This is a genomic window from Gimesia panareensis (assembly GCF_007748155.1).
GTDB classification, from domain to species: Bacteria; Planctomycetota; Planctomycetia; order Planctomycetales; family Planctomycetaceae; genus Gimesia; species Gimesia panareensis.
In genome coordinates this window covers 4,462,738-4,486,099 of the sequence record NZ_CP037421.1, presented here as the reverse complement: position 1 = coordinate 4,486,099, position 23,362 = coordinate 4,462,738, and the positions used below count along the sequence as shown (strand labels likewise).

The 23,362-nt window shown below is 52.9% G+C and carries 14 protein-coding genes; 7 read left to right on the top strand and 7 right to left on the bottom strand.

The window, feature by feature from the left end; all coding sequences use genetic code 11:
* The first annotated feature begins 10 nt into the window (after positions 1-10).
* On the top strand, positions 11-2,215 hold the full coding sequence (locus Enr10x_RS16535; protein WP_197997252.1) for a biotin/lipoyl-binding protein: 2,205 nt from the start codon (positions 11-13) through the stop codon (positions 2,213-2,215).
* Positions 2,216-2,277: 62 nt separating this feature from the next.
* The gene (locus Enr10x_RS16530) at positions 2,278-3,624 is read left to right on the top strand and encodes a sulfotransferase family protein (protein ID WP_197996060.1); all 1,347 of its coding nucleotides are present in this window, start codon (positions 2,278-2,280) and stop codon (positions 3,622-3,624) included.
* A gap of 23 nt (positions 3,625-3,647) precedes the next feature.
* Here Enr10x_RS16530 and Enr10x_RS16525 read toward each other — a convergent pair whose 3' ends face one another.
* On the bottom strand, positions 3,648-4,973 hold the full coding sequence (locus tag Enr10x_RS16525) for a HEAT repeat domain-containing protein (RefSeq protein WP_145110070.1): 1,326 nt from the start codon (positions 4,971-4,973) through the stop codon (positions 3,648-3,650).
* Positions 4,974-5,483: 510 nt separating this feature from the next.
* Between Enr10x_RS16525 and Enr10x_RS16520 the strand changes: the two genes are divergently transcribed.
* Together Enr10x_RS16520 and purH are read left to right on the top strand one after the other, a co-directional pair.
* Positions 5,484-6,761, top strand: coding sequence for an outer membrane protein assembly factor BamB family protein (locus Enr10x_RS16520; RefSeq protein ID WP_145450736.1), 1,278 nt, complete (start codon positions 5,484-5,486; stop codon positions 6,759-6,761).
* Between the two features lie 205 nt (positions 6,762-6,966).
* Positions 6,967-8,550, top strand: a complete 1,584-nt coding sequence (gene purH / locus Enr10x_RS16515; protein WP_145450735.1) for a bifunctional phosphoribosylaminoimidazolecarboxamide formyltransferase/IMP cyclohydrolase — start codon at positions 6,967-6,969, stop codon at positions 8,548-8,550.
* Between the two features lie 82 nt (positions 8,551-8,632).
* Here purH and Enr10x_RS16510 read toward each other — a convergent pair whose 3' ends face one another.
* The 4 genes from Enr10x_RS16510 to rhaB form a co-directional block, all read right to left on the bottom strand.
* Complete coding sequence (locus tag Enr10x_RS16510; RefSeq protein ID WP_145450734.1) at positions 8,633-10,228, bottom strand: arylsulfatase; 1,596 nt, start codon at positions 10,226-10,228, stop codon at positions 8,633-8,635.
* Positions 10,229-10,473: 245 nt separating this feature from the next.
* Positions 10,474-11,862: a porin gene (locus Enr10x_RS16505; protein WP_197997251.1), complete on the bottom strand. Its 1,389-nt coding sequence runs from the start codon at positions 11,860-11,862 to the stop codon at positions 10,474-10,476.
* A gap of 490 nt (positions 11,863-12,352) precedes the next feature.
* Entirely contained in the window at positions 12,353-13,291 is a 939-nt protein-coding gene (gene ftsY, locus Enr10x_RS16500; protein ID WP_145450732.1) for a signal recognition particle-docking protein FtsY, read from the bottom strand.
* A gap of 120 nt (positions 13,292-13,411) precedes the next feature.
* A complete protein-coding gene (gene rhaB, locus Enr10x_RS16495; RefSeq protein WP_145450731.1) occupies positions 13,412-14,905 on the bottom strand; it encodes a rhamnulokinase in 1,494 nt (497 codons plus the stop codon).
* 234 nt (positions 14,906-15,139) lie between these two features.
* Between rhaB and Enr10x_RS16490 the strand changes: the two genes are divergently transcribed.
* The 3 genes from Enr10x_RS16490 to Enr10x_RS16480 all read left to right on the top strand — a co-directional run bounded on the left by Enr10x_RS16490 (position 15,140) and on the right by Enr10x_RS16480 (position 18,451).
* On the top strand, positions 15,140-16,165 hold the full coding sequence (locus tag Enr10x_RS16490; RefSeq protein WP_145450730.1) for a nucleoside hydrolase: 1,026 nt from the start codon (positions 15,140-15,142) through the stop codon (positions 16,163-16,165).
* A 48-nt stretch (positions 16,166-16,213) separates the two neighbouring features.
* Positions 16,214-16,783, top strand: coding sequence for a TMEM43 family protein (locus Enr10x_RS16485; RefSeq protein WP_145450729.1), 570 nt, complete (start codon positions 16,214-16,216; stop codon positions 16,781-16,783).
* A 297-nt stretch (positions 16,784-17,080) separates the two neighbouring features.
* Positions 17,081-18,451: a BBP7 family outer membrane beta-barrel protein gene (locus tag Enr10x_RS16480; protein ID WP_197997250.1), complete on the top strand. Its 1,371-nt coding sequence runs from the start codon at positions 17,081-17,083 to the stop codon at positions 18,449-18,451.
* 28 nt (positions 18,452-18,479) lie between these two features.
* Here the strand turns inward: Enr10x_RS16480 and Enr10x_RS16475 are convergent, their stop codons facing one another.
* Both Enr10x_RS16475 and Enr10x_RS16470 read right to left on the bottom strand, forming a co-directional pair.
* Complete coding sequence (locus Enr10x_RS16475) at positions 18,480-19,967, bottom strand: DUF1501 domain-containing protein (RefSeq protein ID WP_197997249.1); 1,488 nt, start codon at positions 19,965-19,967, stop codon at positions 18,480-18,482.
* A gap of 56 nt (positions 19,968-20,023) precedes the next feature.
* The gene (locus Enr10x_RS16470; protein WP_145450727.1) at positions 20,024-23,134 is read right to left on the bottom strand and encodes a PSD1 and planctomycete cytochrome C domain-containing protein; all 3,111 of its coding nucleotides are present in this window, start codon (positions 23,132-23,134) and stop codon (positions 20,024-20,026) included.
* Between the last annotated feature and the right edge of the window lie 228 nt (positions 23,135-23,362).

The window sequence follows — 23,362 nt, the reverse complement described above, 5'->3', positions numbered from 1 at the left end:
AAGCGAATCCATGACATCCTCAACGGAACGACCGATTCCGCTGAGCGTGCGCGATGATTTAATCAGCAAGTGGATTCATTATAAAGGGTTGGGATACTGGGTGATTAAAGATCCGGTCTCTCTTAAATACACACGTCTGCATCCCGAGCAGTTTTACATCCTAAATCTGCTGGACGGGCAGCGCAGTCCGGAAGAAATCAAAGACGAAGTCCACCGCCAGTACCCGACCCTGTTGCTCTCGATCTCCGAAATTCAGCAGCTGATCTCCGACCTGTATCGCAAAGGGTTGTTGACCAGCGGTCGACCGGGGCAGGGAGTCACGCTGATTAAACAGTCGCGTGAAGAGTCAAATAAAAAGATGGTCAGCACTTTTCGGAACCTGCTCTATCTCCGGCTGCCAGGCTGGGATCCGGAAACGACGCTCCAGAAACTTTATCCCTATGTCAAGTGGATGTGGCGTCCCTGGGCTACCACCATGTTCGCCATGCTGATCCTCTCTTCCTGGATCCTGATCGGTGTGCAGTTCGAAGCGTTTCGCAGTCGACTGCCCGAATTCCAGCAGTTTTTCGGCTGGCCCAACCTGATCTACATGTGGTTTGTACTCGGGGCTGCGAAAATCATTCACGAATTCGGCCACGGTCTGTCGTGCAAACATTACGGCGGCGAGTGTCACGGGATGGGGATCATGTTCCTGGTCTTCAGCCCCTGCCTGTATTGTGATGTCTCCGATTCGTGGATGCTGCGCAACAAATGGCAGCGGATTATCATCGGCGGCGCGGGGATGTACATCGAGGTCATTCTGTCGGCGATCGCGGTCTGGGTCTGGTGGTTTACCAGGCCGGGGCTGCTGAATCACCTGGCTCTGAACCTGTTTTTTGTTTCCACCGTGACCACCGTCATTTTCAACGCCAACCCGTTGATGCGGTTTGACGGTTACTACATGATGAGCGACCTGCTGGAAATACCCAATTTGCGACAGAAAGCCGATAAACATCTGCGGGATACCTTCGCCTGGTTTTGCCTGGGTATTGAATCGCAGCGGGATCCCTTCATGCCGGAAACCGGTAAATTCTGGTTTATCCTGTATGCGATCTCCGCAGCGCTGTACCGCTGGTTTATCATGTTCGGGATTACGCTGTTCTTGTATACCGTGTTGAAACCATACGATCTGCAGAGCATTGGAGTCACTCTGGCAGTCGTCTCTGTCGTCTCATTTATTGGTGGGATTTTCTACAACATTTACAAAATTATCGCTGCACCGAGGACCGAACCCATGAACTATTTCAAAGTCTCAGCGACTCTGACCGTGGCTGTCGCTTTGATTCTGGGAATTCTCCTGATCCCAGTTCCCATGCATTTTGAAGCCCCTTTCGTAGTGGAAGGCTATGACGTGAAGGATGTCTATACCACCGAGCCGGGCCGGCTGGATCAGGTGTATGTTGAACCGGGGCAGCACGTCAAGCAGGGACAACTGCTGGCAAGAATCGTGAACATCGAAAGGGAAGACAAGCTCTATCAGTTGAAAGAGATTGATCGTAAAGTTCAGGAAGATGAGATCTATAAATACCGGGCACTGGGGGACCTCGCTGGCGTGAAAGTCGCGAAAGAAAAACTGGTGACCATCAATGAGCAGATCGAGGAAATTGAAGACCAGCTCAAGCATATGGAAGTCATCGCACCGATCAGTGGAAGAGTGATTGCCCCGGCACGGCGACCGGAACCCAAATTGTCCGATTCTAAAAAACGGCTTTCGGGCTGGTTTGGGACCCCGCTGGATCCGCGCAATGCAAACTGCTATCTCGATGAAGGGACGCATATGTTGAGCATCGCCCCTGAGGAACGCTACCAGGCTGTCCTCTACATCGATCAGGAATATCGGAATGATTTTCAGATCGATCAACAGGTCGAACTCAAGCTGGAAAATCTGCCCGACAAAACCTACAAGTCCAAAATTGAACGAGTCGCTCACGGACATCGAGATTACGTACCGCCCACTCTCTCGAATAAAATGGGAGGAGAATTGCCTACCGTGACGGATCAGGACGGAAACGAAAAACTGACCAGCACCGCCTATCAGGCCATCGTGCCTCTGGAAGAAGATGTGTTCCTGTTCCGGACCAATATGCGGGGGAAAGCCAGATTCCTGGTCAGTCAGTTAACGACCGGGCAATGGCTCTGGCGTTACTTCCGGAAAACATTCCATTTCCGCCTCTGATCCGGGAAGGTTGTGATCTGGCAGCCAAACATGTTTCTTCAGAACAGTCTCTCAGGAATAGCATGAATCATCTCATCGCGGAAGCGGTCCAGTTACTACAGCAGAATCAGCCGCAGAAAGCGGAAGCATTATTAAGCCCCTACTATTATGCCAATCTGGAGAATTCCCAGTTTCTCCATTTTTATGCTCTGGCCAAGTCTCATACGGGCCAGCATGTTGTGGGCATTGACCTGCTGAAAAAGGCCATCGACCTCCAGCCGGACGTTGCCGAGTATCATCACAATCTGGCAGCCATTTATCGACTGGTCGGGGAATTTCAGCTTTCGGAAGATCACTATCTGACTGCCCTGAAGTTAAAGCCGGATTATGCAGAGGCTTATTTCAATTACTCCGCGACCAGAAAATTTACCGCCGATGATCCGGTGATTGAATTAATTGAAACACAGACTTCCCGTACAGATTTGAGTGACGCGGACCGTTGTTTCCTCGGATTCGCGGGCGGCAAAATATTTAATGATGTGAAAGACTACGACAAAGCATTTTCCTACTATGAACTGGGGAACAACAGTCGCAAGGTGCAGTTTGATATTAATGATTTTCGTCGTGAAATCGATCGCACCATTGAAGTTTTCTCCGCGGAAACGATTCGCGAACTGTCGCAACATGGATTACAGACAGACTTGCCGGTATTCATCATCGGCATGCCTCGCACAGGAACGACTCTGGTGGAACAGATTCTCTCCAGTCATCCTGACGTTCACGGGGCGGGAGAATTGCGGGACATCTCCAGTATTGCCGGGACCATGCCGCAGCATGCCCCGGAGAAAACACCTTATCCGGAATGTGTCAAACAGTTGCCCGTCAATGCGTTTTCCGGGTTTGGAGAGTCCTATCTCAAGCGTCTGAAAACCTTCGGTCCCCAGGCCACACGGGTCATCAATAAAATGCCGGGGAATTACCTCAACCTGGGATTGATCTCGATCATGTTTCCCCAGGCGAAAGTCATCCATTGCAGACGAGACCCGCTGGATACCTGTCTCTCCTGCTATTTTCAGCGTTTTCGGCAGGGCCACGATTATTCCCATGATCTGAAACACCTCGGGCTGTATTACCGCGAATACGAACGCTTAATGGCACACTGGCAACAGGTGCTGCCCCGCTTGCCTTACGAACTGGCATATGCCGACCTGGTCCAGAATCAGGAAGCGATCTCCAGGGAACTCATCGAGTATATTGGCGTCTCCTGGGATGACCAGTGCCTCGATTTTCATGCCAATCAACGCCCCGTGACTACGGCCAGTAACTGGCAGGTTCGCAGGCCCATGAATCGCGCGGGACTGGAGCGGTGGCGAAATTATGATCAGCATCTGGAAGGGTTACGTCAGGCTCTCGCCGGAGAGGAAAACTGAAAACCATTCCTGAGGAAATCGACTCAGGGAATCGCAGGGAGAATCCCCGTCTGGTTCTCTGCTGATGTCCACCACAGGCGCCACAGACGCTGGTTATAACCAAAATTCTGTTCGGTCAGTTTCTGGAGCGCCTCCAGAACTGCTGAATTCTGATGGACATGATTGATGGAGACGGTGCGCATCTGAACTTTGGGTTGCTGGGAAGGCAGAACAATCACACCGTTGGGATAACGGCCGGCCAGCAGACCGGCTTCGATATCGGGAGGCAACACAATTCCCGACCCGCCAAAGGAGCCATTGCTGTTGAAACTGTAGGTCGAAGAGGCGTCCGGCACCCGAACGCGGTAGGTATGACTGGTGACGAGCGCGTTGATCAGTTCCGGTACGACTTCACGGTCACCGATGGCTGACAGCCCTGCTGCGGCCCGTTGTACAATCAGATTCGATTTGTGTTTTAACGCTTCGATAAAATAGACAATCGCCCGGGAGGCATCCCGCTCGGTCAGTGCTTCCAGGGCTGCTTCACGAATGGCCTGATGCGGATCGGTCAGAGCCAGTTCAGCCAGCGGACGCAGGGGAAGGTCTCCCGGGATCCGCTGGAGCGTTGTCACCAGCAGGGATCGCAGGCTCAGGTTCTCATGTTTTCCCAGAGATCGGGCCAGTCCCGCGACCGCATGCGGGTCCTCAATCGCCTGGATATTCTGCAGACCCTCTGACTGATACTGGGGATTCTGGCTGAGGACCCAGGTCACCCAGAGATTGATTTTTTTGCTCCATTTGCGTTCTGCTTCCAGGTCTGCCTGATTTTTTTCCAAAAGCTCCAGTTCGGCAGAGGAGACGTAGCGCCCCTTGTATTTCACATAACCGTTTTTCCGCATGATCTGATCCCGGGTCATCCATTCGCCATCCCGTTTGGTATAGCCCAGTGCGGCACGGGCTTTGGCATGGTCAGGATCGAGTTTGATCACTTTTTCCAGTTCCTGATGACGAGGTGTGGTCAGGAAATTTTTGCGACACCATTCTGCCAGTTCCAGATGAGCCTCCACCGTATCTGCAGTCTGACGGGCTCTGGTTTCATATTCTTCGATGACCAGTGGCCGATTGGTGACGAACTCAATCTGCTGCGCATCGAGACGGATCAGGCCTCCCCCCAGCGTTTCAATGCTGCGGCTGGATTCTGCGCCTGAATGGTCTGGTATCAATTTGCCGCGGATCTCCCCACCCTGTTTCAGTTTGATCAGATCTGCGTGGGCTGGCGTTAAAGACGGGGCACCGGCCAGTAGCGGGATCATGACCCACCCCAGTCTGAACAGGGCTGGATTCACAGGACCGGAAATGAAGAGGCTCATATCAGTTCCTTTTCAGGCTGTGAGAGATAAAAAAGCTTGATCTGAAGATATGAAAGCACACGTGTATTCTACCACATCCAGCATGCAGAGAGTAGTTTCTGATTCCGAGAAGCGACGGTTTCCAATGGCATTCGTTACTGCGAATGCATCTGACAGATCGATCAGGAATATGCGTTCTGGGGCGGACCGGGGGACAAATTCGGGAGCAGACGGGCCATTCGCAGTCTGATTCGGTAAATTCGTTCAGTTCAGATGGTGGAAATTATTCAAATCTCAGCAGAACAATGCTGGATTCCGCTTTGGTTGAGTGGGTAGAATGGGGGGAGTAAGCCAGGTCTGGGGCAGCAAGAATCTCAGTTGGCAGCTGGTTTTTGCAGACTCTTTTCGTCTCTGATGATTCCATCATGTAGAGTTAAGAGGAGTCGGTCTCTTTTGAATGACACTGGTTGAGACCATTCCCTGATACCGTTCAATCCTGTTCTCCTAATTCATTCTGGAAAAGATTTTCATATGTCTGGTTGGAAGATGCCCAAGTATCTGATTCTGGCTCTGTTCTTGATGGGCCTGTGCTCTGAAAACCTGCTGGCACAACGGTTAAATGAATCTTCTGTCGGCCTGACGCTTCCGACCCAGCGCTCTCTGGTGAAGCATAACCTGGAACGAGTCTGGTGGGGGCAGGCAACCGTCGATCCGCATCGGGATCGCATCGTGCATCTGACTCTCGATGAAATCAACCTGTATGCTATTTCGACTTCCGGGATTATTACCGCATTTAATAATGAGAACGGAAAGAAACTCTGGTCGACTCAGTTAGGGCGCGGTAACAATCTCAGTTATCCACCAGTTTCAAATTCAAAATACGTCTTTATCACTGTCGGGACCAAGCTGTACTCTATCGAGCGACAGAGCGGCGAAATCGACTGGGAACTGCAGCTTCCCACTTCACCCTCAACCAGTCCCACGGTAGACGAAGATACCATTTATATCGGGACTCTGGACGGGCGTGTCTATGCCTGGAATTTGAGAAGACTGAAAGAACTGAGTGGTGAATCCAAGCTGCCTGACTGGCGTGACAGTGCCGTGAAGTGGACCTTTCAGACAGGGGATGCCATCACGACTCCTTCACTGGTAACGCCTCGTGCTCTCGTATTTGCCAGTCAGGATGGTTCACTCTATTCGGTCACTCTGACTGACCGTCAGCTGACATACCAGTTTGAAACGGACGCCCCGATTGCGACCGACCTCGCCGAAAATGACAAAAGCGTCTTTCTCGCTTCTGAAGATCAGAATTTATACTGTTTGAATATTCTGAATGGGATTGTCCGCTGGCGGATTCGGACTTCATTTCCGATTCGTGAACCGGTAATGGTGCTCGAAAACGAAGTCTATCTTTCTTCCCGCAAGAGTGGTTTATTTCAGCTCTCCAGTGAAACCGGCCAGGAAGAGTGGTGGCAACCGCTGGGAATGACCTTCATTTCCATGTCCCCCTCACGGGTTTATGCTTCCGATAAACTCGGTAACCTGCTTGTGCTGGCACGCAAAGACGGGGCGCTGCTCTCGGCAGTTCCGTTGCGAAAATTTCAGGTCAAGCTCATGAATGATCTGACGGACCGCATCTTCTGTGCTTCGGAATCAGGGGTCATTCTCTGTCTCAAACAGAAAGACCTCCCGTTCCCCATTCGCTTCAAGCACCAGGATCGATACCCGATTCTGCCCGAAGTGGCTCCCGAGCCTGCTGATGCGAATGAAAATACCACTTCTCCAGCGACCGAAAATCCAGTCCAGTAAGCAGCTTTGACGCATTACTGAGACGAACGGTTGGCTGGTTTGTTTTCTGACCAGAGAGTGGCTAAACTGACCTCTGGTTGAGTGCCAGGCAGGGGCTCTCTGACTTCTGCGCAGGACTGATTCCCCCCTGGATCCACACTCAGGTACTTCTTTTCGCACAGGAATAGTGTATTTCTGTTTTCTTCAGAATTTGATTTAGAAACAAATGAGTGATTCTTATCCGCGTCGGGCGTTAGTCAGTGTCAGTGACAAATCGGGTCTGGATGATTTTGTCAAAGGGCTGGCAGAACTGGGTTTTGAATTCATCTCCACCGGAGGCACGCGACGCTATCTGGAAGAGCAGGGCGTAAATGTCATCGATATCTCTGCTTATACGGGATTCCCCGAAATCATGGATGGTCGTGTCAAGACTCTGCATCCCAAGGTACACGGTGCCATTCTGGGACGTCCCGATCTGCCCGGAGATGCGGCTTCGATCAAAGAATTTGAAATCGTCCCGTTTGAGCTGGTAGTCTGCAATCTCTATCCCTTCGAAGAGACGATTGCCAAACCCGATGTGACATTGCCTGAAGCGATTGAACAGATTGATATCGGCGGCCCGAGTATGGTTCGCTCCGCTGCCAAAAACCATGCCTATGTCGGCATTGTGACGAAGCAGGCACAGTATGGGCGGGTACTGGAAGCACTGAAATCCGGTCCTCTGACTCCGGAATTTCGACTGGAACTTTCCGCTGCCGCATTTGAGATGACCGCCTGCTATGACCGCGCGGTCGCGAATTACATGGCCTCTGTCCTGCCGACTGAGTCTGATGCACAGAGCCGGTTTCCAGAACAGGTCAGCATCAACCTGGTGAAACGGGATCAGCTGCGTTACGGCGAGAATCCGCACCAGGGAGCTGCTTTCTATGTGGAGCAGAATCCTCCCGCGGCCAGCGTGGCCCAGGCGGAGCAGTTGAACGGCAAAGAGCTTTCTTACAATAACTATCTGGATCTGGATGCCGCCCTGCAGATTGCCAGCGACTTTGACAAGCCCGCTGCGGTGGTTATCAAGCATACGAACCCCTGTGGTTGTGCGACGGCTGATACGCTGGCGGAAGCCTTCGAAAAGGCCTATGCCGGCGATCCGGTCAGTGCCTTCGGATCCATTCTGAGTTTCAATCAGCCCGTCGATCAGGCGACTGCTGAAAAACTGTGTGAACCGAATCGTTTCATCGAAGCGATTATTGCACCTGGTTATGAACCTGCTGCATTCGAGTTACTGACAACAAAGCCCAAATGGAAAAAGAACGTACGGTTGATGAAATGTCCCATGCTGCAACCGCCGGCAGAACCGAGCCTCGATTATCGTCGGGTTTCCGGGGGACTTCTCGTTCAGGAGAAAGATGAACTTCGCGACGACAAGGCAGACTGGAAAGTCGTTACTGAACGCGAACCGACCACCGAAGAGTTGAACAGTTTGAGTTTCGGCTGGGTCGTCTGTCGCCATGTGAAATCGAATGCGATCGTACTGGCCAAAGATGAAATGCTGCTCGGGGCGGGAGCCGGGCAGATGAGCCGCCTCGACTCGTCCTTTATTGCCGCCTACAAAGCGGGGGACCGCAGCCAGGGATCCATTGTCGCCTCGGATGCATTCTTCCCCTTCCGTGACGGGGTCGATGAAGCTGCGAAAGCAGGCGTGACCGCCATCATTCAGCCGGGAGGTTCCGTGCGGGATGAGGAAGTGATTGCTGCCTGCAACGAGCATAACATCGCCATGGTCTTCACAGGTCGCCGCCATTTCAAACATTAAAACGGGATGCGTAGTCGCGAGCCAGTTTGGTAGAAATCGCATGACGCTGTGTGAATAAGGCAGACTTGTTCACACAGCGTTTTTATTTGGCATTGACCCGCGCGAACCAGGCATCAAAATTCTGTGACATGCTTTTGACAAGCTCCGGATGCTGATCAGCCACGTCTGTGGTTTCGGTACCATCTCGCTGAAGGTCAAACAGCTGCCAGCGGGCCGGTTGTTTGCGGGAGCGGATCGCCTTCCAGTTTCCTTCCCGGATGGCCTGATGACGCGGCAGATCCCAGCAGAGTCTTGGGTGAGCAGTCCGTTGCTCTCCTCTGAACACAGGGAGCAGGCTTTTTCCTTCCAGTGGCAGGGGGTGGCGCCCTTTGAACTCAGTGGGATATTCTGTTTGAGCCACGTCCAGGAAGGTGGCCATGAAATCCATCACGTGTCCCGGTTGTCCAGTGATGGTTCCTCCCTGTTCGATAACTCTCGGCCAGCGAACGACCAGTGGCGTACGGATGCCACCTTCATAAGCTTCGAGCTTTGTTCCACGAAAAGGAGTGTTACTGGTGGTGGCCCAGGCCAGGCCATAGGCGGCAAACGTGTCAGGTGGACCAGGGAGATGATCTGGGCCGCTCCCCGGTTTGATGAGAACACCGTCCCGTCGCCAGCTACGATTAGGATTTTTGGCACTGAATCCAAATCCACTCTGGCTGGGCTTTAACCCGCCGTCAGGAGCTGCACCATTATCAGAGAGAAAAATGACCAGCGTGTTTTCTTCTGCGTTCGCCGCTTTTAAAGTCTGCAGCAGTTGTCCCAGGCCACGGTCAATGGATTTGACCTGTGCTGCATAAACCGCCATGCGTTCCGCCTGCCAGCGCTGGTGCTGCTCCTGCTCCCAGTTGCCAATACTGGAAGCACGTGGTGCCAGTTGCCATTCTTCCGGGATCAGTCCGTTTGCACGCTGTCGTTGAAAACGCTTTTCCCGGATCTGATCCCAGCCCTGTGTTTCATACAGCTTACGGTAGGGGGCAATTTCAGCTTCCCGCGCATGGAGGGGCCAGTGAGGGGCAATGTGCGCGACATAGAGCAGAAACGGTTGCTGATTCTGGAGGCCTTCCTTGAGAAACTGAACGGCGTGCTCATTGAAAGCATCAGTCAGGTAAAAGTCATTGGGGAGTTCGAGTCTCTGCCGATCCAGATAAAAAGGGTTCTGGACGACCTCATGATAGTAGCTGATTTTGGCCTGGCACATCGGACCGTAAAAACGGTCAAAACCGCGATCGAGGGCCGAGTCCCGTCCCTGCCACTTCCCGACCATCATCGTGTGATAACCCGCCTGCTGCAGAACTTCACCGAAGGTCGCACACACCTTGAAATTCTTGGGCTCATTCCAGCGGTCTCCGCGATGCCCCGTCTGCTGGCAGTACAATCCCGTCAGTAATGAGGCTCGTGTCGGACCGCAGATGGCATTGTTATAGAACTGGGTAAAACGCATCCCGTCCCGGGCCAGTGAGTCGATATGCGGCGTATCGATTTCACCTCCATAACAGCCGATGTCCGACCAGCCCAGATCGTCAGCCATGACCAGAATAATGTTGGGGCGTTTAGCCGGTTTGTCTCCCCTGAGCAGCTGAGAACTGTGGAAGGTGAGCAGCAACAGCAGACAGACACGGAGCATCAGATGGGGCATGGTAGGCGATTCCTCAACGTCGATGGATGCGGGGTGATCAATTCCAGGAAGTAATATGAATTGATCTTACCATGCCGGTCTTGCAGGCGTCAATTTTCTCGCAGTTTGTGACGAAGTACTTTTGCTTCGTGACTTGCTGTCTGCGCAAAATAAGAGGGCCTCCCTGCGACAGGAAGGCCCTCTTCGAGATATCAGGTTCATTCCCACCTGGGGAATGATGTGTTGTGTGATGGTAATCGCGGGTCTTAGAAGACGAGGATTACGTCAGTACCAACGGTGAACTGGCTGTCTTTGGTACCACCGTTTGAAGTGGTCCAGGGATCAGAACCGTCTGCCCAGTCCCAGCGAACTTCAGGACGAACCTGAATGCAGGAGTTGAGCTTGTGGTTGATACCAGCGGTGATTTCGTAGTAGCTCGTACCGGGAGCACCCAGCTGAGTTCCCTGCTGGTCACGCCAGTATTCGACACGCATACCAGCACGAGTGGTATCGCAGAGATCGTAGAACAGGTACTGGTTAATACCATAGGCCTGAGCAAACTGACCTGGAATTGCAGCAGAACCGTTCTTGTAGAACATGTGGTCGTGCTGGAAGACGTATGACAGTTTGTCGGTCAGTTTCTGCTGAGCTACAAGGCTGTAGATCGTCAGGTTGGATGTACCACCCAGAGCATCGTTTTCGTTACCTGAGCTCAAGGAGAATGATACAGAAGTATCTTCACTGTCGCTGGTCCAGGTGACCAGACCCAGGAAGCTCCACTGATGATTCTGGTTTTCGAAGTCGTCCCAACCAGTGGTGATACCGCCAGTTGCTGAGATGTTGTCACTCAGGTCTGTGCTGGCCAGTACACCGGTATGGGTAAACGGCTCATCGTACTGCATGGTATAAGCATGTGAGTAGAAGAAGTTACCAGTCGCAGGAACAACTTCGTAACCGATCAGGGTGTAGAAGTGACCGGCGTTAACGGTAACACCGTTTCCGATGGGAGCGTAGAACGAAGCGTACATCTGGGGCATTGCAATACCAATCTGGTTGGCAGTAGCAATGTCGTTGTTTGACCAGATACCATCGAAGTTCGGATTGTTGTTAGGACCACCGAAAGTTGATGTGTCCTGAGCATCAGCACCGACGACCAGGTCAACACGTCCACCCCAGCCGAAGCAGTCTTCGTTGGCAGCAGCGTCTTTTTCCAGTACGAAGTACAGCTGGTTCAGCATGAACTGGCTGTCAGCAGCGTTAAAACCAACACCCGGCTGGTTTAAATCGTTCTGTGGTCGGTTTCCGTTGAATGTAATACCGAATTCCAGCCAACCGCTGAGTTTCCAGCCGTTGTCTTCCAGGAAGTTACCACAACCGTCGCAGTCATCAAACAGACGAGTCAGACGTCCGCTGCAGCAGTCACCATCATCGCTGCCTTCTTCACCACAGCAGGTGTCAGGGCTGGTGCAGGTGTCTGTGCTTGTGCAGGTTGGGGCACAGGTTTTGGGGGCACAACATTCAGCGGTTAACCGCTCCAGTTCGACAGCTAATTTGTCGCCGGCTTCCTCAAACACTTTCGTGCAGCAAGGATTTGCCGCGGGTGTGCACGAGGGAGCACAACCGGCATCGCCACCAAATGCTGGCGATACAGCCATGAGACCCAGCCCGCTAAGGAGGAGCCCAGTCAGTCTGGCTTTTCGTTTCAATTCCTTCAGTTTTCGCATATTTTAACTCCTGAGTACACCTCTCGGGTGCATGGTCTCCATACCGTCAGAAGGGAAGCGCGCGTGCTTTCCAGTTTGTTTAGTGTGGTAGAAGCCATACTGACGGTTACAATGAATTATCCATCGTTAGATTAAGAGAACCAGTTATGGTCCATAAATTGAGCGCTAACTAAACGATGGCTCTAATTCGGAATATCGGAATTCTCAGTAGTGCTTTTGATGAAAAGAGATACGTCAAGAATATCCTGACTGACCGGGAAGGTCTGGCTGAAGTCGCCAGACTTCGGAGGCGGAAAAGTTTAACAGATCATAAGGATTGTTAAGCTTGCGCGAATAATATGCAACGCGCAATGGTGATGTCGAATCAATCGGAAAAAGTGACGAGAATTAAAGGGTTTGGATGCAGACTAATAATCAGGCATCAAACGAATAAAGCGTCAACAAATCCTTGTGGATTAAAGAGTTCAAGGTCGTCGATCTGCTCTCCCACGCCAATATATTTGACGGGAATCCCCATCTTCTGGCGGATCGCAACGGTCACTCCCCCCCGTGCTGTGCCATCTAATTTGGCTAAAATTATTCCAGAACACTCAATTGATTTGGAAAAATGCTCGGCCTGGCTAATACCATTTTGCCCAGTCGTTGCATCCAGAACCAGCAGGCTCTCGTGAGGGGCATTGGGAATCTGCTTGCTGACCACGCGTTTGATCTTTTCCAGCTCTTCCATCAGGTTGGTATGTGTCTGCAGACGGCCGGCGGTATCGATAATCAGAAAATCCACACCGGTTTCCAGGGCACGTTCACAGCCGGAATAGGCGACACTGGCTGGATCTGTCCCGTCAGGGCGGGTCACAATTTCACAACCTAAGCGTTTGGACCACATCGTGAGCTGTTCCACAGCAGCAGCCCGGAACGTATCGCCGGCGGCCAGCAGAACGGTTTTGTTCTGTTTCAGAATCAGGTTCGCAAGTTTGGCGATCGATGTCGTCTTGCCGACACCGTTGACGCCCGCTACCAGAATGACAGTCACCCCGTCCGGGTTTCGATTCAGGGGGGACAGTGGATCTTTCAGGTCCCAGCAGGTATCACCTTCTCCTTCCAGCAGACTCCGAATCTTATCTTTCACCGTTTCCTGGATTTCATCCAGAATGACAGTACGACCACCATGTTTTTTGCGGATTTCTTCACAGATCTCTGACGAAGCGACGACCCCCATATCGGTTTTAATCAGTCGCGCTTCAAATTCTTCAATTTTCTGATCATCCAGGATCTCCCCTGCCTTGAACAGGTCGCGTACATCGGTACGCAGGACTTCCTTGGTTTTCTCTAAGCCACGTTTCAATCGGTCGAATAGACCCATTTTTCTACTTTCTTACTGGATGATCTGGTCTTGAAAAATGCAAATGATTCCCGACCGGGATGATATAGTCTTCCGATACAGACGGCAAGTAACTCACTGGACGAGTGCAGAGAAGCGAAATTAAGTGGCTGCATCCAGCAATTGATTAAAACGCTGCATCGCTGCCGACCAGTCGGATTGATCCTGCGGTTCAAATGTTCTGGTTTCAGTCGAGTTTCTGACAATTTCCCGAATCTCAGCCAGTGAACTGACCGCACCCGCAGCGCGGGCCTGAACCAGTACATTTCCCAGGCCTGTCGCTTCCACCGGCCCTGTGATGACCGGGATCTGGCAGGAATTGGCAGTGAACTGGTTGAGCAGTTCATTCTTGGTTCCGCCACCGACAATATGCAACACTTCGATGGGGGTTCCCGTCAGTTCTTCCAGCCAGTCCAGCACTTTGTGGTACTTAAGTGCCAGGCTTTCCAGGGCGCAACGGACAAACTGGCCTGGAGTTTCCGGAACCGGTTGGCTGGTCTCCTCGCAGTAACCTTTAATTTCTTCACGCATATCAACCGGACTCAGGAAACGGGGATCGTCCGGATCAACCAGGGATCGGAATGGCTCCGCTTCTGCCGCAGCGGTGGTCAGTTCCGTATAATCGAGTTCGGTTCCCTCCCGCTCGTAACTCCGCTTGCATTCCTGGACCAGCCAGAGCCCCATAATGTTTTTCAGCAGACGATAGGTTCCATCAATGCCCCCCTCGTTGGTGAAGTTCAGCTCAAAAGCCCGCTTTCCGAGGACGGCAGAATCGACTTCGACGCCCATCAAAGACCAGGTTCCGGAACTGATATAAGCCCAGTTGGGGGTTCCGGTGTTGGCGGTTGGAATCGCGGCGACAGCAGAAGCCGTATCATGCGTGGCCGGTGCCACGACTTCGATTTTGGAAAGTCCGGTCTGTTGCATCACCTCGTCTCGCAGGGACCCCAGTTTTGTCCCGGGACGAACCAGCTTAGGCAGCATCGCGGTGGGGATCCCCAACTGACTCAACAGTTCGTAGGCCCAGTCGCCGGTCAGCGGGTTCAGACATTGTGTGGTGGTCGCATTGGTAAATTCCACCACCTGGCTTCCCGACAGCAGCCAGTGAAAGAAATCCGGCATGAGCAGAAACAGGCTGGCCTGGCTTAACAGCTCCGGATCGCTCTGCTGCATGGACAGGAGCTGATAGAGCGTATTGATTTCCATGAACTGCACGCCGGTCGCATCGAAGATTTCCTGCTGGGGAACGCGGGAGATCGCCAGGTTCAGCATCCCCTCCGACCGGGGATCACGGTAATGGTAAGGTTGCCCCAGCAGTTCCTGTTTCTTCGAGAGGAGTGCATAATCGACGCCCCAGGTATCCACGCCTACAGAAATAATCTGGTCTCCATATTTCTGAGCAGCCAGGGACAACCCTTTCAGGATCGATGACCAGAGTCCGATGACATTCCAGCGCTTTGTGCCAGCGACGGGAACCGGGCCATTGCTGAACCGATAGATTTCCTCGAGGCGTATCTTCTGATCCTCCAGGATCCCCGCCAGTACGCGCCCACTTTCTGCACCCAGATCCACTCCCAAATAACACTGTGATGGCATGGAAAAAGCCCTTTTGATTCTATGTAGCTGTGTTGATAAACTATGGTGTAATGAAAAAGAGATCGAAGTTGCATATTACAAAATGTTCGCGCGAATTTCATTGTCTACAGGTTGTCCCTGCCGAAAGAATTCCCGATCATGAACGCATCCGCCGTTCTGATTCTTTTTTACAGGACCGACAGGGATAAAATCAGCAGACTTTGATCTTTTGAGACAACTTCAAGGCAGCACTCCATGAAACTGTTTTCCATTTTTCTATTAGTTATGACCGGTCTTACTCTCTTGCCAGCGAACATTACCGCGGCTGAACCAGCCAAACTGATCTTTGATACCGATATTGGGAACGATATCGATGATGCCCTGGCCCTGGCGGTGATTCACGCCTTGCAGAGCAGGGGGGAATGCGAACTGCTGGCAGTCACGAGCAGCAAGGAGAATCCCTATTCTGCACTCTATTGCGATGTGGTCAATACGTTCTATGGACGTCCCGAAATTCCACTGGGACGGGTTCAGCAGGGCAAGACTCCCCAAGACGGATCATACGTGCGGAAGGTCGTCGAATTTGCCCCCGAGGGCCAGCCCGTCTTTCCGCGACAACATGCTTCTGCAGACGAACTCCCTGAAGCTGTCTCCCTGCTGCGTAAAACGCTGGCAGCGCAGCCGGACCATTCGGTGGTTCTGGTGGTGGTCGGTTTCTCTACCAACATCGCCAGGTTGCTGCAGTCTCCCGCGGATGCGATCAGCCCGCTGACCGGCACCGAGCTGGTCGCCCAGAAAGTCAAACTGCTTTCACAGATGATCGGTCGTTTCGAACCGGGCAAGCCTGCCTCTTTTCACGAATACAATGTTCGAGAAGATGTCCCTGCAGCGCGGACCCTGTTTGAATTGTGGCCAGAGAAGGTTCCCGTCGTGGCCAGCGGATGGGAGATTGGCAGAGCCATTCAGAATCGGGCTGTCAGTATTCTCAATGACTACAACTATGTGAAATATCATCCGGTGAAACTGGGGTATGAATACTGGCATAAAATGCCTTACGACCGCCCCACCTATGATTTAACCAGCGTGTTATATGCAGTGCGGCCGGAACGCGGGTATTTCGGAAAATCCGCTGCGGGGCGGCTGCGTATCAATCAGCAAGGCAAGTTGGAGCATCAGCAGGATTCCTCAGGGAAACATTATTTTCTGACAGTCACCCCCGAACAGGTTGTGCGGGCTCAGGAAGTACTGGAAAGCCTGTCCAGTCAGCCTCCCTCACACTGAAATCAAATCAGAAATCAAGTTCACTCTTTCAATAGTTAGTGATCCAGCATGAATAAGCAGAGTGAAAATCAGCAGAACGAAGAAGCCTCAGAGAATACCTTTGGCAGACGCTTTAAAACGGCGTTGAAGAACCTGGGGGTCGGGACTGTTTTTCTGATCGCCGGTCTGTTTCTGCTCTGGCATAATGAATCGAAGATACTGGAGCGTGAGCAGACGATCTCCCAGGCTGAGGCAGTTCTCTCTGAAACCAAACCGAATGCTGAACAGGACGCTGAAAAAGAGACTGCCCAAGAGGCCCCTCAGACGACGACCGCCTTTCGCTGGGCTTTACGTGTCGGGGGCTGGGTGATTCTGTTTCTGGGCCTGGCGACGCTCTTTAAGCCCCTGGTCGTACTGGTGGAAAAGATCCCTTTGATCGCCAATTTTGTGGGCCGCGGTATCACCATCTTTGCCCTGCTCAGTTCTCTGAGCCTGACCTTGATTCTCATTTCGGCAGTCTGGATGGTCGCCCGTCCCGTATTTGGGGCCCTGATGCTCCTGGCAGGAATCGTACCGCTCCTGTTCCTGTATCGCTCCGGTCGCAGAGCGCGTCTCAAGCAGGCCTGGAAAAACGCCTGAATCCGACGGCCTTTCGCTGATTCAGGTGTGGAAGAGAGTGATGGACTGCCTGCAAACTCTCTATCTTTCCTATGTTGGTGCCAACTCCGTTCTGTCTTGCCAACTTTCTGCCCAAGAACGCAGGATTCCTACAAGTCGAATAACCCTCATAACCGATACCTTTGATATATCTAATACCCATCACGCAGAAATTCCTGCGCGAGAGGGGGGGTATTTACTGGACTTGCCTGTGTTTTCAGGCAGTTTCGTAGAGCATCCGGCTTGTCGACTTCTATTATAATGAGATTGAAGTACAACATGGTAAATCCGGCCTATCGTTTGATGATTGGGATGATTGTTCTCCTGTCGGGAGTGGGAGTCCGTTCTGCGCAGGCTCAGTATGCTCCTGCCATGGCACAGCCCGCCGCACAGGAGAGTCTGTACCAGGCCACCGCGTACCACGGTGGTCACAAAGGGAATCTGGTTTACGAACCAGCGCCGGATTATTATGCGTCTCCCGATCAATATGCGTCTGAGTATTATGCCCCCGATTATTACGGGGGCGCAGCCAACTCCGGAAGCATCATGCAGGTCCTCCCGGAAGACCGGGGCTGGGGTTACGATCATCCCTGGGATGGATTTTTCAAAAATCTGGCTGAAAACAGCTGGTTGCGTGTGGAATACATGCTCGTAAAATCGCCTCCCGGAAATCAACTGGTGGGGGGGCAATTACCTTCGGGCAACGATCCCCGCCTGCCATTTCCAGCAGCGGATGCAAATGGATTGTTGACTCTGTCTTCCAAAGAAGCAGATTTGAGTTCGATCGGCAAGAAGGGAACGAATGGAATTCGAGGTACCTTTGGTATCGATTTTGAGAGAGGTACCCTGGAAGCCATTTTCTTCGGTACTCAATCTGATGTGAGCTCTGTTTCCTATGGTCAGGCAGAACTGATGGGGCCCACCTTCGGTCAGACCGATATGATCTCGATCATTACCAGTCTGGATGGTCAGACAGCGATCGCAGGTCGCAATTTCAACGAAAAATTTTCAGTGCTCTACCGGTCTCAGGCATGGGGAGCGGAAAGTAACTATGTCCTCAATACAGACCAGCTGTTCTTTAAGACCATTTACGGTGCCGGCGGATTTCAGATGCGACCTCTGTTTGGTTTCCGCTATCTGAAGATCGCCGAAGATATGGATGTCAGAGGTTCCTTTGAAGAGCTCACCACGACGCCGACCGTTCCGTTATTTGAAAGTACTATTCAGTCGGCCACGAACAACAAACTGTATGTTCCTCAGGCAGGGATCCGGATGGAGTTTGTGCATCCCTGGTTTACGATCTCGGCAGAACCCAAAGTTGGTTTTGGTGTGAATCATTACAAGGGAAGTGTGATGACAGATCAGTTTCTGGATTCCACCGATCCCACGCACTATACTGCCATCTCTAAGACCAGCTTCTCACCCACCTTTGAATTTGGTGTGAATGCCCGCTTCCATCTGAATGAGTGGTTCACTTTCAATGTCGGGTATAATTTCCTGTGGGCGAATCAGATTGCCCGCCCCGGCACAATTGTCTATTACAACTCCAGTTCGACCACGACCAATGGTGTCTCACTGCAGGCACAGAACAGCCTGGACAGCTATAAACTCCACGGTCTGGTCCTGGGCGGGGAAATCCGCTGGCCCTGAGCCAGCAGGATCGCAGGCAGTTCTCAGGCTACGCGATCAGTTTATCTACGATCTTGCCGCCGACATTGGTCAGTCGGATATCCAGACCGCCAAATTTCTGTGCCAGTTTAAGGTGATTTAAACCGAACAGGTGCAGTAACGTCGCATGGAAATCGTTGATGTGCACGGGGTCTTCTTCGACAGACCAGCCCAGTTCGGTCGTTTTGCCGAGCACCTGTCCCCCTTTGACGCCGCCGCCTGCCATCCAGAGACTGAACGCATTCGGGTGGTGATCTCGGCCGGTAACCGCCTTCGATCCGGTCCGGTTTTCTCCCAGGGGGGTGCGGCCGAATTCACCCGCCATCACGACCAGGGTGGAATCCAGCAGCCCGCGCTGTTTGAGGTCTTTCAGCAGAGCTGCCACTGGTTGGTCGACAATCCCGGCGTTCCGCTGGATCCCGGCATCCAGTCCGCTATGGTGATCCCAGGACGCATGATAGAGGTTCACGAAGCGAACACCGCGCTCGACCAGTCTGCGTGCCAGCAGGCAATTGCGGGCGAAGGCAGCTTCGGTATCCGAACCACCTCCCCGTTTGCCTTCCTTGGTATTCCCTTTGCGATGGACGCCATACGCTTCCTGGGTCTCTTTCGTTTCACTGGAGAGGTCGATCAGTTCCGGTGCAGAGGACTGCATCTGAAAAGCCAGTTCATAGCTGGCAATCCGGCTGGCAATCTCATCGTCGCCGGTTCGCTGCAGCTGTTCCTGGTTGAGTTGTTTAATCGCTTCCAGTCCTGATTTCTGGATGGCTGAGTTAATCCCGGGGGGATTATTCAGGTTCAGGACCGGCTCCCCCTGATTGCGGAACAGCACACCTGCATAAGTCGAAGGCAGGGAACCGCTCGACCAGAGCGAAGCACCGCCGCTGGCACCACGACCGGCAGTCAAGACGACGTAACCGGGCAGGTTATTCGACTGGCTGCCCAGACCATAAGTCAGCCAGGAGCCGACACTCGGTCTGCCGAACCGGCCCACGCCGGTGTTCATCATCAGCTGAGCCGGATGATGATTGAACTGTTCTGTATACATCGAACGGATCAGTGCAATATCGTCTGCGCAGGAAGCAATGTGGGGCAGTACGTCGGAGAATTCAGTTCCGCATTCTCCGTATTTTTTGAACTTGCGCGAGCTGCCGCTCAGGGTGGCAGACTCTTTATTGATAAATGCAAACCGAACTTTTTCGGTCAGCTCTTTGGGGAGTGGCTGTCCGTTTAATTCCTGCAGTTTCGGTTTGGGGTCATACAGGTCAAGCTGACTGGGACCACCGGCGAGAAAAATAAAGATACAGTTCTTGGCTGTGCCGGGGAAATGGGAATCTTTTGGCGCCAGCGGATTGGCCAGACTGGCTGCCTCTTCTCCTGCCAGCAGCCCCTCTTGCTGCATCATCGCAGCCAGCGCGTATCCGGCAACACTGCAGGATGAATTCATCAGAAACCGACGTCGGGCCAGATTCAACGATTCAGATTGAGGATTTATCATGGTAAAGATCCAGACTGCAAAATGATTTTTGAATGACTCTGATTCGTATTGAACGGTTATCCCCGGGTGACAAACTCATCCAGGTTCAGCAGGACCCGTCCGATAATGATCCAGGCAGCGATTTCCTGAGGATTACTGCCGGCGGGTATCTTCTGTGTATTCGTTAATTCACTCACCAGTTTCGGATCCGACTTGAGCAGCCGAGTCTGTTCCTGGTAGAGCTGTTTGATGATTTTCATTTCGGATGCGGTCGGTTCCCGTGTCAGACAGAGTTCAAACGCATGCTGAATGCGCTGATCCAGGCTGGCATTTTTGGTTTGAGTCTCACTGACAATCCGGGAACCCAGGGACTGTGAGCATTCGAAGAACACCGGGTCGTTCCAGATCGTTAATGCCTGGAGCGGTGTGTTAGATCGCTCGCGACGGGTGCAGCTCAGATTGGAATCCGGGGAATCGAAGGTCATCAGCATCGGGTAGGGAACGGTCCGTTGAAAGAACGTGTAGAGCCCGCGTCGATAACGATCGTCGCCTTTACTGGTGGGCCACTTCACTGAGTTTGCATATCCCAGGCTGGCGATTCCCTCCGGCTGGGGTGGGTTCACACTCCGACCACCGATTTTATGCTTGATCAGTCCACTGACGGAGAGCGCCTCGTCGCGGATGATTTCCCCTTCGATCCGCAGGCGATTCTGATGCGAGAGCCAGGTATTGTACGGATCACGCTCTGCCAGTTCGGGGCGTTTTTCGGATGACTGACGATAGGTGGCGGAAGTCACGATCAGTCGGTGAAGCTGCTTGAGACTCCAGTCCTGGTCGCGGAATTGTGTTGCCAGCCAGTCCAGCAGTTCAGGATGGGAGGGAGGTTCGCCCTGCGTACCAAAGTCGTTGATGGTGGGAACCAGTCCCCGTCCGAAATAGCGGCTCCAGATCCGGTTGACGGTCACACGTGCCGTCAGGGGATGCCGCGGATCAAACAGCCAGCGTGCCAGATCGAGACGCGTCGGGTTATCTGTCTGCAGGGGAGGCAGCACAGCGGGGGTATTCGCTTTCACTTCATCTGCGGGATTCAGGAAGTCTCCGCGGACCAGCAGATGTGTTTTGCGTGGCGTTTTCAGATGATCGACGACCTGGGCCTTGGTTGTCTCAGCGGGGTTTTGGGGGGCCTGTTTACGATGGGCCAGTTCCTGCGCTTTCAGTTTTTTCAGTTGAGGGTCAATTGTGCGATAATACTCGAGTAACTCCGCTTTCTGGATTGGGGTTCGCTCGCCAACAGGGGTATTGAGTGTTTCGACAATCAGATCCGTCATCTCTGTCAGAGGCAGTGGTTTCTTGCCGGTTGTCAGAGACAGACGGAACCTTCCCAGGTTGTGATAGACCTTGCGTGTGGTCGACTGCTGTAGAGAGACGGTAATGAAAGTCCCTTTTTCACCGCCGAACGGTTCTTTGGTCTCAAAAGTGGCGATCTGTTTTTTTCCCTCCTGGGGACTGATCGACCAGCCTGTGTGCGGGCTGTTGTTGATCACTCGATCGACTTTGTAGCCTGCCATTTCATAGCTGGCCTGGGCTTTTTCCAGTTTGACCTCGGTTGTTTTTTCCGGGGCATCCAGCGGCGCTGCTTTGAGCGTCAGCATGGTCAGTTCGAAATCACCCGTCGGGCTGCGTCCCGGGCCCTGGTGGGGCAGGCTGGGGTCCGTCAGGGCTTCCAGACGGATTCCGTTGATATTTTGCAGATCGGTTTTAAAGGTGATCGTATAGATTTCCGCCCGCCCCGGGTTCTCGCCGGAAGCCAGAATAGAACGGTCCGGCTGAATGCTCAGTGTGGTGTTCTGTTTGGCCTGCACCGTTTCTGGCTGCAGGATCGTCCAGACCGGTTTCTGTTCCGGTTTCTGCTGCTCCCATTTCGCCAGCGCGCCGGCCAGCTGGTGCTGTTCGTAATCCTGGACCGCTTTGACCAGCGGGGCGTGTGCTTTCTGGTAAACCTGATTGGCTTTTTCAAATGCGGCCCGTTCTTCCGGCAGGGGGGCACCAATATCCGGTTCGGTCAGGGAATTGAAAAAGGCATACAGGCGGTAGTATTCCCGCTGTGTGAGGGGATCATACTTATGGGTATGACACTGGCCACACTCCACGGTCATTCCCAGCCAGACAGAGCCTAATGTGTTGGTGCGATCCACGGTGCGTTTAACGCGGTCCTCTTCCGGATCGGTACCACCTTCTCGGTTGATGAGCGTGTTCCGATGGAATCCGGTAGCCACCAGTTGACTCGTTTCCGGATCGGGCAGCAGATCGCCGGCCAGCTGTTCGATCGAGAACTGATCGAAGGGCATGTCAGAGTTCAGGGCATTGATGACCCAGGTGCGCCACCGCCAGGCATGCGGACGTTTGCTGTCTTTTTCATAACCGTCACTGTCCGCATACCGTGCCAGGTCCAGCCAGTGTCGTGCCCAGCGCTCTCCGTAATGCGGCGAGTCCAGCAGGTGATCGACCATGCTTTCATACCATTGCGGGCTGGGATCGGAACTCCAGCGCTTCCATTCTTCCACAGAAGGGGGCAGTCCTGTGAGATCCAGGTAGACGCGGCGGATCAGTGTGCTGCGGTCTGCCTCCGGGGAGGGAGTGACTTTTTCCTTTTCCAGTTTCCGCAGAATGAAGGCATCGATCCCGTTTTTCACCCAGTCGGTCTGCTGTACCTGCGGAGGTTTCACATCCTGAATCGGCTGAAAGGACCAGTGATCAGATCCGGGCAGCTTCTGCTGACCATCAATCTCAGGCCAGGTCGCTCCCTGTTCGATCCAGGTTTTTACCAGGGCCAGTTCCTCTTTCGAGAGCGGGGTGCCTTCTCCTTCGGGGGGCATTTTGTCGCCATCCCCGGTGCCGGCGACCCGATGGAAAAGTTCACTCTGATGGCTTTTGCCAGGTTTGATCGCGACGCCACTGTCGCCCCCTTCCAATGCGCGGCTTTTCAGGTCGAGGCGGAAGCCCCCTTCCTGAACTTCCCGTCCATGGCAGGAATAGCACTTCGCCTGGAACAACGGGCGAATCTGTTTGGCGAAATCGACTTGCGCTGCCGGAGATGATTTTTCATTGGCAGACAGATCCGCAGGCTGAGCCAGCGACTGACAGAGGATCAACAGGCAACTGGTGAGTGGAAGCAGACCGTATTTCATAGACTTGCCCTCATTGTTATCAGGCAATGCAACGATCCGGGTGCGTCTCTGGAAGGCCACTGCTGCGCCATCGCAACATGGGAGAACAGGTAAGTCCCCTTGGTGATCGCTGTTAAAGTGTATCGTAATCGGAAAAGACTACTATTGTCAATTATTGTCGACCAGGGGGCCACTGACCAGACCATAACGCAAAAAACCTTTAGAGAAGAGCCGAACTCCTCTCTGGAA

What these genes read in the sequence shown, in the direction of transcription:
- Enr10x_RS16535 (WP_197997252.1), top strand. Translation starts at nt 11, where the DNA reads ATGACATCCTCAACGGAACGACCGATTCCGCTGAGCGTGCGCGATGAT.
- Enr10x_RS16530 (WP_197996060.1), top strand. Translation starts at nt 2,278, where the DNA reads ATGAATCATCTCATCGCGGAAGCGGTCCAGTTACTACAGCAGAATCAG.
- Enr10x_RS16525 (WP_145110070.1), bottom strand. Translation starts at nt 4,973, where the DNA reads ATGAGCCTCTTCATTTCCGGTCCTGTGAATCCAGCCCTGTTCAGACTG.
- Enr10x_RS16520 (WP_145450736.1), top strand. Translation starts at nt 5,484, where the DNA reads ATGTCTGGTTGGAAGATGCCCAAGTATCTGATTCTGGCTCTGTTCTTG.
- purH (WP_145450735.1), top strand. Translation starts at nt 6,967, where the DNA reads ATGAGTGATTCTTATCCGCGTCGGGCGTTAGTCAGTGTCAGTGACAAA.
- Enr10x_RS16510 (WP_145450734.1), bottom strand. Translation starts at nt 10,228, where the DNA reads ATGCCCCATCTGATGCTCCGTGTCTGTCTGCTGTTGCTGCTCACCTTC.
- Enr10x_RS16505 (WP_197997251.1), bottom strand. Translation starts at nt 11,862, where the DNA reads ATGGCTGTATCGCCAGCATTTGGTGGCGATGCCGGTTGTGCTCCCTCG.
- ftsY (WP_145450732.1), bottom strand. Translation starts at nt 13,291, where the DNA reads ATGGGTCTATTCGACCGATTGAAACGTGGCTTAGAGAAAACCAAGGAA.
- rhaB (WP_145450731.1), bottom strand. Translation starts at nt 14,905, where the DNA reads ATGCCATCACAGTGTTATTTGGGAGTGGATCTGGGTGCAGAAAGTGGG.
- Enr10x_RS16490 (WP_145450730.1), top strand. Translation starts at nt 15,140, where the DNA reads ATGAAACTGTTTTCCATTTTTCTATTAGTTATGACCGGTCTTACTCTC.
- Enr10x_RS16485 (WP_145450729.1), top strand. Translation starts at nt 16,214, where the DNA reads ATGAATAAGCAGAGTGAAAATCAGCAGAACGAAGAAGCCTCAGAGAAT.
- Enr10x_RS16480 (WP_197997250.1), top strand. Translation starts at nt 17,081, where the DNA reads ATGGTAAATCCGGCCTATCGTTTGATGATTGGGATGATTGTTCTCCTG.
- Enr10x_RS16475 (WP_197997249.1), bottom strand. Translation starts at nt 19,967, where the DNA reads ATGATAAATCCTCAATCTGAATCGTTGAATCTGGCCCGACGTCGGTTT.
- Enr10x_RS16470 (WP_145450727.1), bottom strand. Translation starts at nt 23,134, where the DNA reads ATGAAATACGGTCTGCTTCCACTCACCAGTTGCCTGTTGATCCTCTGT.